9 protein-coding genes are annotated in these 16,713 nt (G+C 73.6%); 7 read left to right on the forward strand and 2 right to left on the reverse strand.

Annotated elements, in window-relative coordinates; translation table 11 throughout:
* Positions 1-94: 94 nt before the first annotated feature.
* Positions 95-2,956, reverse strand: a complete 2,862-nt coding sequence (locus CBZ_RS12570; RefSeq protein WP_130781874.1) for a beta-glucosidase family protein — start codon at positions 2,954-2,956, stop codon at positions 95-97.
* A gap of 315 nt (positions 2,957-3,271) precedes the next feature.
* Between CBZ_RS12570 and CBZ_RS12575 the strand changes: the two genes are divergently transcribed.
* Genes CBZ_RS12575 through CBZ_RS12590 form a run of 4 tightly spaced genes read left to right on the forward strand, consistent with a single transcriptional unit; the run spans position 3,272 to position 9,410 of the window.
* Positions 3,272-4,930, forward strand: coding sequence for an extracellular solute-binding protein (locus CBZ_RS12575; RefSeq protein ID WP_130781875.1), 1,659 nt, complete (start codon positions 3,272-3,274; stop codon positions 4,928-4,930).
* The gene (locus tag CBZ_RS12580; protein WP_130781876.1) at positions 4,930-5,946 is read left to right on the forward strand and encodes an ABC transporter permease; all 1,017 of its coding nucleotides are present in this window, start codon (positions 4,930-4,932) and stop codon (positions 5,944-5,946) included. The genes CBZ_RS12575 and CBZ_RS12580 overlap by 1 nt, the downstream gene beginning before the upstream one ends.
* A complete protein-coding gene (locus CBZ_RS12585) occupies positions 5,943-6,956 on the forward strand; it encodes a carbohydrate ABC transporter permease (RefSeq protein ID WP_130781877.1) in 1,014 nt (337 codons plus the stop codon). Before CBZ_RS12580 ends, CBZ_RS12585 begins: the two co-directional genes overlap by 4 nt.
* 3 nt (positions 6,957-6,959) lie before the next feature.
* The gene (locus tag CBZ_RS12590) at positions 6,960-9,410 is read left to right on the forward strand and encodes a glycosyl hydrolase family 95 catalytic domain-containing protein (RefSeq protein ID WP_130781878.1); all 2,451 of its coding nucleotides are present in this window, start codon (positions 6,960-6,962) and stop codon (positions 9,408-9,410) included.
* Between the two features lie 17 nt (positions 9,411-9,427).
* Here CBZ_RS12590 and CBZ_RS12595 read toward each other — a convergent pair whose 3' ends face one another.
* Complete coding sequence (locus tag CBZ_RS12595; protein ID WP_130781879.1) at positions 9,428-10,432, reverse strand: LacI family DNA-binding transcriptional regulator; 1,005 nt, start codon at positions 10,430-10,432, stop codon at positions 9,428-9,430.
* Positions 10,433-10,668: 236 nt separating this feature from the next.
* Here CBZ_RS12595 and CBZ_RS12600 point away from each other — a divergent pair, with 236 nt between their 5' ends.
* The 3 genes from CBZ_RS12600 to CBZ_RS12610 all read left to right on the forward strand — a co-directional run bounded on the left by CBZ_RS12600 (position 10,669) and on the right by CBZ_RS12610 (position 16,671).
* The gene (locus tag CBZ_RS12600) at positions 10,669-12,690 is read left to right on the forward strand and encodes a beta-galactosidase (protein ID WP_130781880.1); all 2,022 of its coding nucleotides are present in this window, start codon (positions 10,669-10,671) and stop codon (positions 12,688-12,690) included.
* Entirely contained in the window at positions 12,687-14,969 is a 2,283-nt protein-coding gene (gene yicI, locus CBZ_RS12605) for an alpha-xylosidase (RefSeq protein ID WP_130781881.1), read from the forward strand. The genes CBZ_RS12600 and yicI overlap by 4 nt, the downstream gene beginning before the upstream one ends.
* 247 nt (positions 14,970-15,216) lie before the next feature.
* Positions 15,217-16,671 carry a glycoside hydrolase family 1 protein gene (locus tag CBZ_RS12610; RefSeq protein WP_130781882.1) on the forward strand — a complete coding sequence of 485 codons (1,455 nt, stop codon included), beginning with the start codon at positions 15,217-15,219 and terminating at the stop codon, positions 16,669-16,671.
* Positions 16,672-16,713: the final 42 nt, after the last annotated feature.

Raw genomic sequence — 16,713 nt, forward strand, 5'->3', positions numbered from 1 at the left:
GGACGGCCCGCCGCGTCGCCCCTCCGGTGACCGGCAGCGACCGCCGGGCGGTCGCCCCGAGGTCGCGTCCGGTGGCCCTGGGCGGCAGTAGCGGTCAGGACGCGCGCGTCCCGCGCACCTCCGCGACCCGTGCGGGCCCGTCGAGGACGAGCCGGACGTCGGTCGTGCCCCAGGTCGGCAGGGCGACGTCCGTGGTGACCGCGACCTCGTGCCACGTCCACCGGTCGCCGCCGTCGGGCACGGAGGCCGTCGCGACGCGGGACCACCGGCGTCCTTCGAGGACCTCGACGTGCACGGCGGCCGGTCCGGGCTCGGTGCGGGCGACCGTGAGCGCGAGGCCGCTGACGCCGTGCAGGTCGGTGTCGCGCAGCAGGACCCAGCCGGTGCGGGCTCCGGGGGCGACGGCCACGGCGGTGCCGGTGTCGAGGTCACGGGGGACGAGCCGCACGTCGTGGCGCTCGTCGTGGTCGAGCGCGCGGACCCAGCCGTCGAGCAGCGTGCGCGGCGCGACGGGCGTCCCGCCGACCTTGAGGTCGGCGACGAGCCGCAGGTCGCCCGAGGACGTCCCGGCGTGCAGCTCGTACCCGCCGGGCTCCACGACGAACCCGCCGGTCGTGACGTCCCACACGGCGAGGTCGGCGGCGGCGACGTCGAGGGCGACCTCGGCGGTCGCGCCCGGTTCGAGGCGGACGCGGCGGAACGCGACGAGGCGACGGCGCGGGTAGGGGAGGCGGTGGCCGGGGGCGGCGGCGTAGACCTGCACGACCTCGTCGGCGACGCGCGTGCCGGTGTTCTGCACGATGACGCGCGCGGTGACGGTGGAGCCGTCGACGACGTCGTCGTCGGGGAGGTCCACCGTGAGCCCGAGGTACTCGACGCCGGAGTACGTCAGCCCGTGACCGACGGGCCAGCGCGCGGCGTGCGGCGCGTACCAGTAGGTGAGGCCGCCGCCGACGACGTCGTAGTCGAGCAGGTCGCCGACGTGCGTCTCGTCGGCGGGCCAGCCCTGCGCGAGCCGGCCGGTGGGCTCGACGTCGCCCGTGAGGACGTCGACGAGCCCGTGCCCGAGCTCCTGGCCGCCGTGCGACGACCAGACGACCGCGGACGAGGTCTCGCCGAGGTCGCCGAGCACGTACGGGTAGGACGAGACGACGGCGAGGACGGTCGTGGCGTTGGCGTCGTGGACGGCGCGGACGAGCTCGGCCTGGGGGAGCGGGAGCCGCAGGTGGGGCCGGTCCTCGGTCTCGCGGCCGAGCAGGTGCGGGTCGTTGCCGACGGCGAGGACGACGACGTCGGCGTCGCGGGCCGCTGCGGCGGCGCGCTCGTGGCCCGCGTGCACGGTGCGGAGGGCGAAGCGCTCGGCCTGCTGCGGCGTGAGGCCGTCGGTGACGAGGACGCCGCCGTCGCGCTGCACGACGACCCACCGCCCGGAGGCGATGTGCTGCAGCGACACGGTGTCGTCGCCGTTGTCCTGGAGCCGGAAGCTCTCCTGGACGACCCAGCCGCCGACGCGGTCGGCGTCGGCGCGCAGGATCCAGCGCCCGCCGGTCCACAGCCGGCCGGTGCGGCGCGAGCGCAGCGTGCGGATGCCCTCGCCCCACGAGGTGACGTCGACGTGGGTGTCGTCGCCGGCGTCGGCGGAGTCGGCGGCGAGGACGCCGTCGTCGGCGGGGCGCACGTAGCGGCCGGTGGTGGTCGAGCGCAGGGCGACGCGGTCGGCGCCGTCGACGACGACGACCCGGTCGGCGCCGAAGCGCTCGGCGAGGGCCTGCGCGATCGACACGGTGTAGGGCGGGGTGCCGGAGTACCAGTCGGTGCAGACCTGGTCGGCGTGCGGGCCGACGACGGCGATGCGGGTGCCGTCGCGCAGGGGCAGGACGCCGTCGTTCTCGAGGACGACGACGCCCGCGGACGCCGCCCGGCGGGCGAGCGCGCGGTGCTCGGGCAGGTCGAGCGAGTCGGCGCCGATCCCGGACCAGGGGTCGAGGTCGGGGTCGAGCTCGCCGGTCGCGAGGCGCAGCTCGAGCTGGCGCAGGACGGCCCGGTCGACGTCGGTCTCGTCGAGCAGCCCGGCGTCGAGCGCGGCGGTGACGCGCCCGACGGTGACCGAGGAGTCGGCGTCGTGGTCGGTGAACGAGTCGACACCCGCGCGGATCGCGGCGGCGGCGGCCCGCGCGTGGTCGTCGTGGTACCGCTCGGCGTCGACGAGGTTGGTCGGGGCGCCGGCGTCGGACACGAACAGCAGGGAGCCGTCGGTCGCGGCGCGCAGCGCGTCGATGAGGTCGCCCGAGACGTGCGTGGGGCGGCCGTTGACGAGGTTGTACGAGGGCATGACGGCGCCGACGACGCGGTCGGCGACGGGGCCGGTGAACGCGGGCAGCTCGTACTCGTGCAGCGCGCGGGGCGGCAGCTGAGCGCTGGTGACGGCGCGGTCGGTCTCGTTGCCGTAGGCGACCAGGTGCTTGAGCGTGGGGACGGTCCGCCAGTAGACGGGGTGGTCGCCGCGCAGCCCGCGCGCGTACGCGCCGGCGAACCGGGCGGTGAGGTGCGGGTCCTCGGACCAGCCCTCCTCGTTGCGTCCCCAGCGCGGGTGCCGCAGCGGGTTGACGACGGGCGCCCAGACGTTGAGCGACACGGTGGGGTCGGCGGCGTGCTTGGCGCGGACCTCGGTGCCGACGGCGGCGCCGATCTCGGTGAGCAGGTCGGTGTCCCACGTCGCGGCGAGCCCGACGGGCTGGGGGAAGGTCGTGGCGGTGCCGAGCCAGGCGACGCCGTGCAGGGCCTCGGTGCCGGTGCGGAACTCGGCCAGGCCGAGGCGCGGGACGGCGGGCACGCGCTGGTGGAGGAAGGCGACCTTCTCGGCAAGGTCGAGCCGGGAGAGCAGGTCACGGGCCCGCTCGGCGAGGGGGAGCGCGGTGTCGCGGTAGGGCGGCAGGGGCTGGGCGTCGTCGGCCACGGGGTCCTCATCGGTTCGGTGGTGCGGGTGTCGCGCGGGGCGCGCGCGGCGGGCGTCGCGACGGTGGCGATCCGCGGGACGATCCGCCCAGCCAATCGAACCGTTTCGACGATCCGTGCGGTCTGGTCGACGGGGCGCAGGCGCCGATATCGTCCCGACTCGCGCGAGTCATGGTGGTCCACCAGGGCTCGCGAGGCAAGGCGGACCACCCTCCGGGTGTGTCTTGCCTCACGATCGGCCCGTATCGTACAGTCGCGCGGTCGAACCGCTTCGATGCGCGATCACCCGTCTCACACGAGGAAGTGAAGGACGAAGATGACCCCTCCCCCGCAGCTCGGCCGTCTCGGAGACGTGGCCGTCGACCGGCGCTCCTTCCTGGGGATGCTCGCCGCAGGCGCCGCGGTCGTCGGCGTCCCCTCCCTGCTCAGCGCGTGCAGCCCCGGCACGCCGACGGGCACCGCGACCGGCGCCGCTGCGACCGGCGACGTCATCCCCAAGTACATCCCGGTGACGTACGCGGAGCCCGACTACCCGAGCGTCGACGGCTCCGTCCCGGGCTACGAGACGATCCCCGCCGAGCTCGTCCAGTCGGTCAGCAAGGCCCCCGGCACCGGCGTCGTGTTCACGGCGATGACGCCCCTGTGGGGCACCATCCCGCCCACCAAGGGCAACCAGTACTACGAGGCCGTCAACGGCCTCCTCGGCTCCGAGATCAACTTCCAGATCACCGACGGCAACGTCTACGGCGACAAGCTCGCGACCGTGCTCGCCTCGCCCAAGGACGTGCCGGACTGGGTCTGCGTCCCGACGTGGAACCTGCCCCCGCGGTTCGGCTCCGAGATCGTCGGCAACGTCTTCCAGGACCTCACGCCGTACCTCGCGGGCGACCTCGTCGAGGAGTACCCGAACCTCGCCAACATCCCGTCCGACGCGTGGAAGTTCTGCGTCTTCAACGGCCGGCTCTACGGCCTGCCGTTCCCGGGCGAGACGATCACGGACGCGATCTTCTACCGCAAGGACGTCCTCGACGGCCTCGGCATCACGCCGGACGTCAAGAACGGCCAGGACCTGCTCGACCTCGCCAAGGAGCTCACGGGCGGCAACGTCTGGGGCGCCGAGGACCTGTGGAACACGGCCGCGATCATCCACTCGGTCGTCCCCAAGTGGAAGCTCGAGGGCGACAAGCTCGTGCACCGCGTCGAGACCGAGGAGTACCGCGCCGCGCTCGAGTGGAACACCGCGCTGTTCGCGTCGGGCGCCGTCCACCCGGACGCCGTCGCGGGCCAGACCGGCGACGCGAAGATGCGCTTCCAGGGCGGCCAGTCGCTCATCTGCAACGACGGCGTCGGCGGCTGGCACGAGGCGATGCGCGACAACCTCGCCGCCAACCCCTCGTACTGGCAGCAGCCGTTCGCGCCGTTCGCGGCCGACGGCGGCACCCCGGTGCTGTGGAAGGGCAACCCGGCCAACATCTTCTCGTTCCTCAAGAAGACGGACGACGAGGCCAAGATCAAGGAGCTGCTCGGCCTCGCCAACGTGCTGGCCGCGCCGTTCGGCACCACCGAGTTCGACACCATCACCAACGGTGTCGAGGGCGTGCACTACACGCGCGGCTCCGACGGCCTGCCGGTGCCGACCGAGCTCGCCGCGACCGAGCTCCAGCCGACGTACATCTTCCTCGTCGACCCGCCGCTCGCGGAGTCGCACGTCCAGTACCCCGGCTACGTCAAGGCCGCCTCCGAGTGGAAGGCCACGGCGTCGGGCTACGCGACCGACCCGCTGTTCTACGCGCAGCAGATCGTCGAGCCCGCGCAGTACGCGTCCATCGCGCAGCCGTTCGTCGACCTCGAGAAGGACATCTCGCGCGGCCGCAAGTCCATGGACGACCTCGACGCTGCCATCGAGACGTGGCGCGCGTCGGGCGGCGAGGAGCTGCGGGCCTTCTACCAGGACATCCTGGACAACCAGTCCTGATGGCTCTCGACGCACTGACCCGCCGGCGCGGCACCTCCGCGCCGGCGCCGGACCCGGTGACCGGCGCGGGGGGACCCTCCGCGCCGGCCCGGCCGCCGGTCCGCAAGATCCCGTTCCGCACGCGCCTGCGCCGCGACCGCTCGCTCCTGCTCATGGTGCTGCCGGCCGTGCTGCTGCTCGTCGTGTTCGCGTACGTGCCGATGCTCGGCAACGTCATCGCGTGGCAGCAGTACTCGCCGTACACGGGGTTCCTCAGCTCGACGTACGTCGGCTGGGCCAACTTCGAGCGCGTGTTCACCAACCCGCTGTTCCTCAACGCGGTCGAGAACACCCTCGTCATCACGGCGTTCCAGCTGCTGTTCTTCTTCCCCGTGCCGATCCTGCTGGCGCTGCTGCTCAACAGCGTGCTCTCGCCGCGGGTCCGCACGACGATCCAGTCGATCGTCTACCTGCCGCACTTCTTCTCGTGGGTGCTGGTCGTGACGATCTTCCAGCAGATCTTCGGCGGCGCCGGGCTCATCAACCAGACGCTGCGGGCGCAGGGCCTGTCGGGCTTCGACATGATGACGAACCCCGACACGTTCCTCGTGCTCATCACGATGCAGTCGATCTGGAAGGACGCCGGCTGGGGGATCATCATCTTCCTCGCCGCGCTGTCCACCGTGTCGCCCGAGCACTACGAGGCGGCGGCCGTCGACGGCGCCAACCGCTGGCGCCGCATGTGGCACGTGACGCTGCCCGCGATGCGGCCCGTCATCATCCTGCTGCTCATCCTGCGCCTCGGTGACTCGCTCACCGTCGGCTTCGAGCAGCTCATCCTCCAGCGCGACGCGGTCGGCACGGGCGTCGCCGAGGTCATCGACACGTACGTCTACTACCAGGGCGTCGTCTACGCCGACTGGAGCTTCGCGGCCGCCGCGGGCCTGGTCAAGGGAGTCGTCAGCCTGCTCCTCGTCCTGGGAGCCAACAAGCTCGCCCACGTGTTCGGCGAGGCGGGGGTGTACAAGCGCGCATGAGCGGACAGACACCGGAGATCACCGCGGAGGCCTCGTTCCTCCCGACCGACGTCGCCCGGCACGAGACCGGAGACGCCCGCGCGACGCCGCCCGCCCCGCGGCGGCGGCGCGGCTCGAAGCACCGCCCCGTGTGGGAGGAGCGGCCGACGCCCGTCGGCCTGGCGCTCAAGGGCCTCGTGCTCGCGGTCGTCGTCCTCGCGATCCTCTTCCCGCTGTGGACGGTCCTGCTCACGAGCTTCTCGACGCAGGCCGAGACGATCCGCGCGGGCGGCCTCGTCACCGTGCCCGGCGAGCTCACGATCAACGCCTACAAGCAGATCCTGTCCGGCGGCGTCGTCACACGGGCCACGATCGTCAGCATCGGGATCACCGCCGTCGGCACGCTGATCTCGACCGTCGTGTCGGTGCTCGCGGCCTACGGCCTGTCGCGGCCCGGCTCGGTGCTGCACCGGCCGATCCTCTTCGTCTTCCTCATCACCATGTTCTTCGGCGCCGGGCTCATCCCGACGTACCTGCTGGTCAGCAGCCTGGGACTCATCAACTCGTACTGGGCGCTGATCCTGCCGGGCGCGGTGTCGGCGTTCAACGTGCTCATCCTGCGCAGCTTCTTCATGGGCATCGACCACGCGATCCTCGACGCGGCACGCATCGACGGCGCCGGCGACTGGCGCATCCTCGGCCGGATCGTCCTGCCGATGTCGAAGGCGGCCGTCGCGGTCGTCGCGCTGTTCTACGGCGTCGGGTACTGGAACGCGTTCTTCAACGCGATCCTCTACATCAACGACAACGCGAAGTGGCCGCTGCAGCTCGTCCTGCGCTCCTACGTCCTGCAGGGCGTGAGCCTGCCGGGCAGCGGGACAGGTCAGGTCGACGTGGCCACCGGTGCCGTGACCGGCCTGCCGATCCAGATGGCCGTCATGATCCTCGCGATCGTGCCGATCCTGCTCGTCTACCCGTTCATCCAGCGCCACTTCACCAAGGGCGTGATCTTCGGCGCGATCAAGGGCTGACGGGTGACGGCGTCACCGCGCCCTGACGTCGGCGCGACCCGCCGCACGGTCCTGTCGTCCGCCGGACCGGCCCGTCGCTGGGTCGAGGCGTTCCCCGTGGGCAACGGCCGGCTCGGGGCGATGCTCCACGGCGGCGCCGACCGGGCGCGCGTCCAGGTGAACGACGCGACCGCCTGGTCGGGACGCCCCGACGGCCCGGCGCGCGCGCTGGCGGGGGTCCGGGCCGGGGGTGCCGGTCCGGAGCGGCTCGCGCAGGTGCGGCAGGCGCTCGCGGACGGCCGGCACGACGACGCCGCCGACCTGCTGGCCGTGTTCCAGGGCGGGTGGACGCAGGCGTTCCAGCCGTTCGTCGACGTGCACGTGACGCTCGTGCCGGACACCGACGCCTCCGCGCCCGGCGTCAGGTCTGGTGCCGCGACCGCGGCGGGCGACGCGCCCGGTGCGCGGGCGGACGGCGTGCGCCGCCTCGACCTGCGCGACGGCGTCGTCACCGAGCACCTGCCGGGATCGGGCGGCGCGGCGGTCGAGGTCGAGTGGTTCGCGAGCGCGGTCGACGGCGCCCTGCACGGCCGCTGGTCGAGCGCGTCGCCGTTCGGTCTGCGCCTCGAGCTGTCGACCGAGCACGACGTGCGCGCCGACCACCGCTCGGCGGGCGGGCGGGTGCTCGTGCTCGCGCTCCCGGACGACGTCGCGCCGGGTCACGAGCCCGACGCGACGCCGGTGACGCGCTCGGACGCAGGGGAGTCGCTCACGGGCGTCGCGGCCCTGCTGGCGTGCAGCGACGGGGAGGTCGCGGCTGCCGACGACGCGCTGTCCGTGGCCGGGGCGACGTGGGTCGAGGTCGTCGTCGCGACGGGCACGACGTCGCCGTGGCCGGACGACGGCCCGCTGCGGCCCCGGGACGAGGTCGTCGCCGACGTCCTGGTGTGCGCCCGGCAGGCTCTCCCGTCGGACCGTGCGGCGGGTGACGGCGTGCGCGCGCGGCACGTCGCCGACCACCGGCGCCTGGCGGATGCGACGCGGCTCGCGCTCGTCCCCGGCGACCTCGACGTGCGCCTACCGGACGCGCTGACGTCGGCGCCGCACGCGACGCTCGCGCAGGCGGTGTTCGACCACGGCCGCTACCTGCTCGTGGCGTCGTCACGCCCGGGGTCGCCCCCGGCGAACCTGCAGGGCGTGTGGAACCCGCACCTGCAGCCGCCGTGGTCGAGCAACTACACGCTCAACATCAACGCCGAGATGGCGTACTGGGGTGCGGAGGCCGTCGGTCTGGGGGAGTGCCACGAGCCGCTGCTCGCGCACGTCGGCCTGGTCGCGCGGCACGGGAGGGCGGTCGCGCGCGAGCTGTACGGGTGCGACGGCTGGGTCGCGCACCACAACAGCGACGTGTGGGGCTGGGCGCTGCCGGTCGGCGCGGGCCACGGCGACCCGTCGTGGGCGCACTGGTGGATGGGCGGCGTCTGGCTGTGCCGGCACCTGTGGGACCACGCCGACTACTCGGGCGACCTGGTGTTCCTCCGGGAGCAGGCCTGGCCGGTGCTGCGCGGCGCGGCGGCGTTCTGCCTGGACTGGCTGGTGGAGGCCCCGGACGGGTCGCTCACGACGTCGCCGTCGACGTCCCCGGAGAACCAGTTCGTCCTGCCGTCGGGCGCGCCGGGCTCGCTGACGACGGGCGCGACGATGGACCTCGCACTGGTCCGCGACCTGTTCGAGCGGTGCCTCGACACCGTCGCGCTGCTGGGGCTCGACGACGCGATCGTCCGGCGCCTGCGCGCGGCGCTGGCACGGCTGGCGCGCCCGGAGGTCGGCCCGGACGGGACGGTGCGCGAGTGGCCGCACGACCTGCCGGCGGTCGACCCGCACCACCGGCACCTGTCGCACCTCGTGGGCCTGTACCCGCTGCACCAGGTCGACGTGACGACGACGCCCGACCTCGCGGCGGCGGCCGCCCGGTCGCTCGACGCGCGCGGGCCGGGGTCGACGGGCTGGTCGCTGGCCTGGAAGACCGCGCTGCGCGCGCGGCTGGGCGACGGGATCGCAGTGGGCGACCTGCTGGCCGAGGCGATGCGTCCCGGCGAGTCCGACGCGGCGGCGCCGTGGCAGGGCGGGCTGCTGCCGAACCTCTTCTCGACGCACCCCCCGTTCCAGGTGGACGGCAACCTCGGGCTCGTCGCGGCGGTCGCGGAGGCGCTGGTCCAGTCGACGCCGGGGCGGCTGCGCGTGCTCCCGGCGCTCCCGCCGCAGTGGCCCGACGGCGCGGTCCGCGGCGTGCGGGCACGCGGTGGGCTGACCGTCGACGTCACGTGGGCGGGCGGCGTCCTGCGGGAGGTGGTGCTGCGCGCGTCGCGCGGAGGCACGCTGGACGTGGTGCACGCGGGTCGGTCGCGGACGGTGACGACGACGGCGGGTTCGGTCGTCCGGCTCGACGGGCACCTGGCGGAGGTGCCGGGATGAGCGTGCGAGTCGGCGCGTCAGGCGGGTGCGGCGCAGCTCCCGCGCTCGACGAACGTCGGGGCGAGCAGCCGCGTCTCGGCGGCGCGCGGCTGGTCGAGCCGCTCGATCGCCATCTCGACGGCTGCGCGGCCGATCTCCTCGGCGGGGACGTCGATCGCGGACAGCGGGACGACGAGGTGCTCGGCGAGGCTCGCGGGCGCGACGGCGAGCACCGACACGTCGTCGGGGACGCGGCGGCCGTCGCGGGCGAGCGCGGCGAGGACGCCGGGGAGCGCGGCCTCGTTGTGGACGACGAGGGCGGTGAGGTCGTCGAGCTCGGCGAACGCCTGCGTGACGGCGGCGTCGGCGCCGGGGTAGGTGGCCTCGGTGGGCACGACGGTGTGCCGGACGCCGGCCTGCCCGGCCTGGGAGCGGAAGCCCTCGACGATGCGGACCGCGTAGTTGGCGCTGCGCGCGAGGGCCGCGGTCGGGGCGCCGAGCAGCGCGATGCTGCGGTGGCCGTGCTCGACGAGGTGGCGGACGGCGAGCCGGCCGGCGGCGGTGAAGTCGAGGTCGACGCACGACAGGCCGTGCGCGTCGCTGGGCACGCCGACGAGGATCGACGGCTGGCGCAGGCCGGCGAGCACGGGGAGCCGCGGGTCCTGGGTCTCGATGTCCATGAGGATGAGCGCGTCGACCATGGACCCGGCGGCGAGGCGCTGGACGCCGTGGACGTCGTCCTGGGTGAGCACGAGGACGTCGTGGTCGAAGTCGCGCGCGCGGGTGAGGACGCCGGTGACGACCTCCATCACGACGGCGCTGTTGGCCTCGAGCGCGCGCAGCGGGACGACCAGGCCGAGCACGTTGGTGCGGCTGGACGCGAGCGCGCGGGCGCCGGCGTGGGGGCTGAACCCGAGGTCGCGGATGGCCTTCTCGACGCGGTGCCGGGTGGGCTGGGAGATGGGGCGCTTGCCCGACAGGACGTAGCTGACGGTCGAGGAGGAGACGCCCGCCGCCTTCGCGACGTCGGCGATGGTGGCCATGCGGGGAGTGTAGCGGCGCGGGCGCCGTCGATCGGCCGTTCGACGACGCGTCCTCGACTAAACGCTTCGACGCCGGCTCGACGGGCGGGCGCGTGCCGTTGCTGGTCAGATCAACGGCGTGGACACGCGCTGCGAGCAGGCGCTACTGTCCCGTGCGGCGCGGCTGTTGAAGCGCTTCGACGACACGAGACGACCACGCGGCCCGCGACGGGGCGACCGCGGACGAGGGGACGGCGATGACCGGGCTCGACGCGCTGACCGCCACCCGCGGCGTGCTCTACGGCGGCGACTGGAACCCCGAGCAGTGGACCCCCGACGTCTGGCGCGAGGACGTCGCGCTCATGCGCGCGGCGGGCGTCAACCTCGTCTCGGTCGGCATCTTCTCCTGGGCCACGCTCGAGCCCGAGCTGGGCCGGTTCGACTTCGCCTGGCTCGACGAGGTACTCGACCTGCTGCACGGCGCGGGCGTCGCGGTCGACCTCGCGACGCCCTGTGCGTCGCCGCCGCCGTGGCTCGCGCACCGGTACCCGGAGACGTCGTCCGTCGACGCCCACGGCGTGCGCATGAGCGTCGGCTCCCGCAACCACTTCTGCCCCGGCTCGCAGGTCTTCCGCGACCACGTCGCCGCAGTCGTCACGGCGATCGTCGACCGGTACGCCGACCACCCCGCCGTCGTCATGTGGCACATCGGCAACGAGTTCGGCCAGTCCTGCTGGTGCGACCTGTGCGCCGAGCGTCTGCGCACCTGGCTGCGCACCCGGTACGGCACCGTCGACGCGCTCAACGAGGCGTGGGCGACGGCCTTCTGGAGCCAGCGCTACTCGTCTTTCGACGAGGTCGTCCCGCCGCGCGCCGCGCCGTACCTGCACAACCCCGCCGCCGAGCTCGACTTCCGCCGCTTCACGTCCGACCAGCTCCGCGACCTGCACCGCCTCCAGGTCGACCTGGTCCGGGCACGCTCGGACGCGCCCGTGACGACGAACTTCATGAACTTCTTCCCCGGCGTCGACCAGCACGTGTGGGCCGACGACGTCGACGTCGTGGCCGACGACTGCTACACCGACCCGTCCGACCCCGGCTCGCCCGCCCGCGCCGCGCTCGCGCACGACCTCGTCCGCGGGGTGCGTCGCGGCGAGCCCTGGCTGCTCATGGAGCAGGCGGCCGGCGCCGTGAACTGGCGGCCGCACAACGTCCCCAAGAGCACGGGCGCGATGGTGCTCGACTCGCTGCGGGCCGTCGCCCACGGCGCGGACGGCGTCTGCTACTTCCAGTGGCGCGCGTCGACCGGAGGCGCCGAGCGCTTCCACTCGGCGATGGTGCCGCACGCGGGACCCGACACCGACCTGCACCGGGCCGTCCGGGCCCAGGGCGCGCTGCTGCAGCGGCTCCGGCCCGTCGTGGGGACTCGCGTCGAGGCGCGCGTCGCGCTCGTCTTCGACTGGCCCGCCTGGTGGGCCGGCGAGCTGCTGCCCGCCCGCCCGAGCAGCCGGCTCGGCGTCGTCGACCAGCTCGCCGCGTACCACGAGCCGCTCTGGCGGGCGGGCATCGCGACCGACGTGGTCCCGCCGTCCGCCGACCTTGACGGGTACGACCTGGTCGTCGTCCCGTCGCTGCACGCGGTCGACGACGCGTCGGCCGCGAACGTCGCGGGCGTCCCGGCCCGCGGCGGGGTGCTGCTCGTCGGTCCGTTCAGCGGTGTCGCCGACGAGCACGCCCGCGTCCGGCGCGGCCGCTTCCCCGTGCCGTGGGCCGGCGTCCTCGGGGCGTCGGGGGAGGACTGGCGACCGCTCGACGACGCGGGCGTCACGGTGACGTCCGACCGCTACGGCGCGTTCACCGCGACCACGTGGTCCGAGCACCTGCGCTCGGACGGCGCGGACGTCCTCGCGACCTACGGCGACGGCGACCTCGCGGGCCACCCCGCGGTGCTGCGCCGGACGCACGACGACCTCGACGGCGGCGGCCAGGCCTGGTACGTCTCGACGGTCCCGCCGCGCGACGTCCTCGCCGCGGTCCTCGCCGACTGCCTCGCGGCCGCCGGGGTCACCGGCCCGCTCGCCGACGTGCCGGACGACGTCGAGGTCGCCCGCCGCGGCGACGTCCTGTTCCTGCTCAACCGGTCCCGCTCGCCGCAGGTCGTGCACCTGCCCGGGCCCGCGACCGACCTGCTCACGGGCGACGTGGTCGCCGGCGAGCTGCACCTGCCCGCCGAGGGTGCCGCGGCGCTGCACCTCGCACCGATCGAGAGGACACCATGAAGTTCACCGACGGGTACTGGCTCCCGCAGCCGGGGACGACGATCCTGCGCCCGCGCGACGTGGCCGACGTCCAGGTCGGCGACGACACCCTCACGGTGTGGTCCTCGACCGCGCCGCTCACCTCGCGCGGCGACACCCTCAACAGGCCGCTCGTCACCGTGACGTTCACGTCGCCGATGGACGACGTCGTCGGGGTGCGGATCGAGCACTTCCAGGGCGGCGTGGACCGCGGCCCGCACTTCGCGCTCGCGACCGAGCCGGCCGCCGTCAAGGTGTCGCCCGGTGGCGAGGAGGGCGTCGCGACGTTCTCCGCGGGGTCGCTCACCGCGAAGGTGCGCACCGAGGGGGAGTGGAGCGTCGACTTCGAGGGCGACGGGCGTCACCTGACCTCCTCGACGCCGCGCAGCATCGGCGTCGTGACGGACGCGCGCGGCGACCACTACGTGCACGAGCAGCTCACGCTCGGCGTCGGCGAGCACGTGTACGGGCTGGGCGAGCGGTTCGGCGCGTTCGTCAAGAACGGGCAGAGCGTCGACATCTGGAACGCCGACGGCGGCACCGCGAGCGAGCAGGCGTACAAGAACGTGCCGTTCTACGTGTCCGACGCGGGGTACGGCGTGTTCGTCGACCACCCGGGCCTGGTGTCGTACGAGGTCGGCACGGAGATCGTGTCGCGCACGCAGTTCTCGGTGCAGGGGCAGTCGCTGCAGTACTACGTGATCTACGGGCCGACGCCCAAGGACGTGCTGCGCAAGTACACGGCGCTGACGGGCCGCCCCGCGCGGGTCCCGGACTGGTCCTACGGGCTGTGGCTGTCGACGTCGTTCACGACGAGCTACGACGAGGCGACCGTGACGAGCTTCGTCGACGGCATGGCCGAGCGCGGCATCCCGCTGTCGGTCTTCCACTTCGACTGCTTCTGGATGCGCGAGTTCCACTGGAGCGACTTCACGTGGGACCCGGCGACGTTCCCCGACCCCGAGGGGATGCTCGCGCGGCTCAAGGCCAAGGGCCTGCGGATCTGCGTGTGGATCAACCCGTACATCGCGCAGCGCTCGCGGCTGTTCGCGGAGGGCCGCGACCGCGGGTTCCTGGTGAGGCGGGCGGACGGGTCGGTGTGGCAGACGGACCTGTGGCAGGCCGGCATGGGTCTGGTCGACTTCACGAACCCGGACGCGGTGCGCTGGTACACCGACGAGCTGCGGGTGCTGCTGGGCCAGGGCGTCGACGCGTTCAAGACGGACTTCGGCGAGCGGATCCCGACGGACGTCGTGTGGCACGACGGCACCGACCCGGAGCGGATGCACAACTACTACACGTACCTCTACAACGAGGCGGTGTTCGACCTGCTGCGCGAGGAGCGCGGCGAGGGCGAGGCGGTGCTGTTCGCGCGGTCGGCGACGGTCGGCGGGCAGAAGTTCCCGGTGCACTGGGGCGGCGACTCGGAGTCGACGTTCGCGTCGATGGCGGAGTCGCTGCGCGGCGGCCTGTCCCTCGCGCTGTCGGGCTTCGGGTACTGGAGCCACGACATCGGCGGGTTCGAGGGCACGCCCGACCCGGCGGTGTTCAAGCGGTGGCTCGCGTTCGGCCTGCTGTCGTCGCACAGCCGCCTGCACGGCTCGGACTCGTACCGGGTGCCGTGGGCGTTCGACGACGAGGCGGTCGACGTCGCGCGCGACTTCACGCGCCTGAAGCTGCGGCTCATGCCGTACCTGGCGGGTGCGGGCACGCAGGCGCACGAGCAGGGCGTCCCGGTGATGCGGCCGATGGTGCTCGAGTTCCCCGCGGACCGCGGGGCGCGCACGGTCGACACGCAGTACATGCTCGGCGACCACCTGCTGGTCGCGCCGGTGTTCTCGGCCGACGGCGAGGTCGACGTGTACGTGCCGGAGGGCACGTGGACGTCGCTGCTGACGGGGGAGCGGGTGGCGGGCCCGCGCTGGGTGCGCGAGCAGCACGGGTTCGACTCGCTGCCGCTGTACGCCCGGCCGGGTGCGGTCGTGCCGGTCGCGGCGCGCGCGGAGCGTCCGGACGACGACTGGCTCGACGGCCTGACGCTGCGGGTGTTCGAGGTCCCGGACGGGCACCGCTCGGTGACGCGGGTGCCGGGGGCGGGCGGAGACGCCGAGTTCGAGGTCAGCCGGCAGGGTCGGACGGTGCGCGTCGTGGCGCGCGGGACGTCGGCCCCGTGGTCGGTGCAGGTCGCGCCGTCGGACGACGGCCCGGGTGGCACGGCGCACGCCGTCGCCGGCCAGGAGGTCGTCGAGCTGGCGGTGTGAGGGCGCGTGGGCGACCGGACCCAGCAGGCCGGTCGCCCACGCCGCCGCGCTGACCAGGCGCTCCGGGGGACGGTCTCCGGACGCCTGGCGGTACCGGTCAAGAAAAGATGGACGCGGGGTCGCGGGAGCGGTCCCACGCATGTATCGTATCGTTTCGACAATTCCAGAGGCCCGCGAGCCGACGCACCGGGACGTCGCCGTCCCCCGGCTCGGGCCACCTCCTGTCATCCGACTCCGAAGGACCTCCATGACGACCACGCGCCCGTCCGGCCGCCAGTTCTCCGACGACTTCCTCTGGGGGTCGGCCACGGCCTCGTACCAGATCGAGGGCGCGTACGACGAGGACGGCCGCGGCCCGTCGATCTGGGACACGTTCTCCCGGACCCCCGGCAAGGTCCTCAACGGCGACACCGGTGACGTGGCGGTCGACCACTACCACCGCGTCGCCGAGGACGTCGAGATCATGAAGGGCCTCGGTCTGCAGGCCTACCGGTTCTCCATCGCGTGGCCCCGCATCCAGCCCACCGGCTCGGGCGAGTTCAACCAGGCCGGCCTGGACTTCTACTCCGACCTCGTGGACCGCCTGGTCGCCGCCGGCATCAAGCCCGTCGCGACGCTCTACCACTGGGACCTCCCGCAGCCCCTCGAGGACGAGGGCGGCTGGGCGAACCGTGCGACCGCCTACCGGTTCGCCGAGTACGCGACCAAGCTCGCCGAGGTCCTCGGCGACCGCGTCCACCTGTGGACCACCCTCAACGAGCCGTGGTGCTCCGCGTTCCTCGGCTACGCGTCGGGCGTGCACGCCCCCGGAGTCACGGACGACGTCAAGGCGCTCAAGGCCGTCCACCACCTCAACCTCGCGCACGGCCTCGCCGGCCGCGCGATCCGCGAGGTCCTCGGTGAGGACACGCCCGTCTCGATCACGCTCAACCTGCACGTCACGCGCGCCGAGTCGGACGCCGCGGACGCCGTGGAGGCGAAGCGCCGCATCGACACCATCGCGAACGAGGTCTTCCTCGGCCCGCTCCTCGACGGCGAGTACCCCAAGGAGGTGTTCGCGGACACCGCGCACATCACCGACTGGTCCTTCGTGCAGGAGGGCGACCTCGAGCTCATCCGCATCCCGCTGACGGTCCTCGGCGTCAACTACTACTCGACGGGCCGCGTCAAGAAGGGCACCGGCGTCGGCGCCGACCCCGGCAAGCCCGGCCCCGACGGTCACCGCGCCTCCGAGCACTCCTCGTGGGTCGGTGCCGACGAGGTCGAGTGGCTGCCCCAGCCCGGCCCGCACACGGCCATGGGCTGGAACCAGGAGCCCCAGGGCCTCGTCGACCTGCTCCTCGAGCTGCGCGACCGCTACCCGAGCCAGCCCCTGGCCATCACCGAGAACGGCGCCGCGTTCTACGACACCGTGTCCGAGGACGGCCGCGTGCACGACGAGGACCGCGTCGGCTACCTGCACGACCACATCGACGCCGTCGGCGAGGCCATCGAGAAGGGCGCCGACGTGCGCGCCTACTTCGTGTGGTCGCTGCTCGACAACTTCGAGTGGGCGTACGGCTACGACCGCCGCTTCGGCGTCGTCCGCGTCGACTACGACACCCAGGAGCGGATCGTGAAGGACTCGGGCCTCTGGTACCGCGAGCTCCTGCGCACCCGCACGATCGCGCCCGTCGAGTCGGCGGCCGCGATCCAGCCCTGACCCGAGCACCCCGGACGGCCCGCCCCCACCACGGGGCGGGCC

The sequence above is a fragment of the Cellulomonas biazotea genome (assembly GCF_004306155.1).
Lineage (GTDB): Bacteria > Actinomycetota > Actinomycetes > Actinomycetales > Cellulomonadaceae > Cellulomonas > Cellulomonas biazotea.

What these genes read in the sequence shown, in the direction of transcription:
- CBZ_RS12575 (WP_130781875.1), top strand. Translation starts at nt 3,272, where the DNA reads ATGACCCCTCCCCCGCAGCTCGGCCGTCTCGGAGACGTGGCCGTCGAC.
- CBZ_RS12580 (WP_130781876.1), top strand. Translation starts at nt 4,930, where the DNA reads ATGGCTCTCGACGCACTGACCCGCCGGCGCGGCACCTCCGCGCCGGCG.
- CBZ_RS12585 (WP_130781877.1), top strand. Translation starts at nt 5,943, where the DNA reads ATGAGCGGACAGACACCGGAGATCACCGCGGAGGCCTCGTTCCTCCCG.
- CBZ_RS12595 (WP_130781879.1), bottom strand. Translation starts at nt 10,432, where the DNA reads ATGGCCACCATCGCCGACGTCGCGAAGGCGGCGGGCGTCTCCTCCTCG.
- CBZ_RS12600 (WP_130781880.1), top strand. Translation starts at nt 10,669, where the DNA reads ATGACCGGGCTCGACGCGCTGACCGCCACCCGCGGCGTGCTCTACGGC.
- yicI (WP_130781881.1), top strand. Translation starts at nt 12,687, where the DNA reads ATGAAGTTCACCGACGGGTACTGGCTCCCGCAGCCGGGGACGACGATC.
- CBZ_RS12610 (WP_130781882.1), top strand. Translation starts at nt 15,217, where the DNA reads ATGACGACCACGCGCCCGTCCGGCCGCCAGTTCTCCGACGACTTCCTC.